Below are 796 nucleotides of genomic sequence, written 5' to 3'. Positions count from 1 at the left end.
CTCCCCGTTCGCTCGCCGCTACTGGGGGAATCTCGGTTGATTTCTTTTCCTCGGGGTACTTAGATGTTTCAGTTCCCCCGGTTCGCCTCGTTAACCTATGTATTCAGTTAACGATAGTGTGACGGATCACACTGGGTTTCCCCATTCGGACATCGACGGGTCAAAGGTTCATATCACCTCGCCGTCGCTTTTCGCAGATTAGCACGTCCTTCATCGCCTCTGACTGCCAGGGCATCCACCGTGTACGCTTAGTCGCTTAACCTCACAACCCGAAGATGTTTCACTTCATGATTGCGAAAATTTGAGAGACTCGAACACACCATTAAAGATGTGTCGTTTCAATTTTCAGCTTGATCCAGATTTTTAAAGAGCAAAACTTCGCAGTGCACCTTTTCAGGTTCACTCTGAAGTTTTCTTGTGTTCGCAGTAAAAGATGGTGGAGCTATGCGGGATCGAACCGCAGACCTCCTGCGTGCAAAGCAGGCGCTCTCCCAGCTGAGCTATAGCCCCATCGTTTTGCCAACCTCTTCAAATTTGCTTCGCAAATTTGGTAGGCCTGAGTGGACTTGAACCACCGACCTCACCCTTATCAGGGGTGCGCTCTAACCACCTGAGCTACAAGCCTGTAGAGGTTTTTTACTGCTGTTTTTCATCAGACAATCTGTGTGAGCACTGCAAAGGCAGGTTCTTTAAGGTAAGGAGGTGATCCAACCGCAGGTTCCCCTACGGTTACCTTGTTACGACTTCACCCCAGTCATGAATCACAAAGTGGTAAGCGCCCTCCCGAAGGTTAAGC

At 49.5% G+C, this 796-nt stretch carries 2 tRNA genes and 2 rRNA genes; all 4 read right to left on the bottom strand.

The window, feature by feature from the left end:
* Window positions 1-262 (bottom strand): 23S ribosomal RNA (locus ACMWL8_RS25105); the annotation flags it as partial.
* 172 nt (window positions 263-434) lie between these two features.
* A tRNA-Ala gene (locus ACMWL8_RS25100) sits at window positions 435-510 on the bottom strand.
* Between the two features lie 38 nt (window positions 511-548).
* A tRNA-Ile gene (locus ACMWL8_RS25095) sits at window positions 549-625 on the bottom strand.
* 70 nt (window positions 626-695) lie between these two features.
* Window positions 696-796: ribosomal RNA gene (locus ACMWL8_RS25090) — 16S ribosomal RNA — on the bottom strand; the annotation flags it as partial.

Origin of the sequence: Enterobacter sp. 04-C-12-SI-ECC, from assembly GCF_047530715.1 — a bacterium.
Classification (GTDB): domain Bacteria; phylum Pseudomonadota; class Gammaproteobacteria; order Enterobacterales; family Enterobacteriaceae; genus Enterobacter; species Enterobacter bugandensis.
The sequence above is the reverse complement of the archived record's forward strand: the minus strand, read 5'-3'. Positions and strand labels throughout refer to the sequence as shown.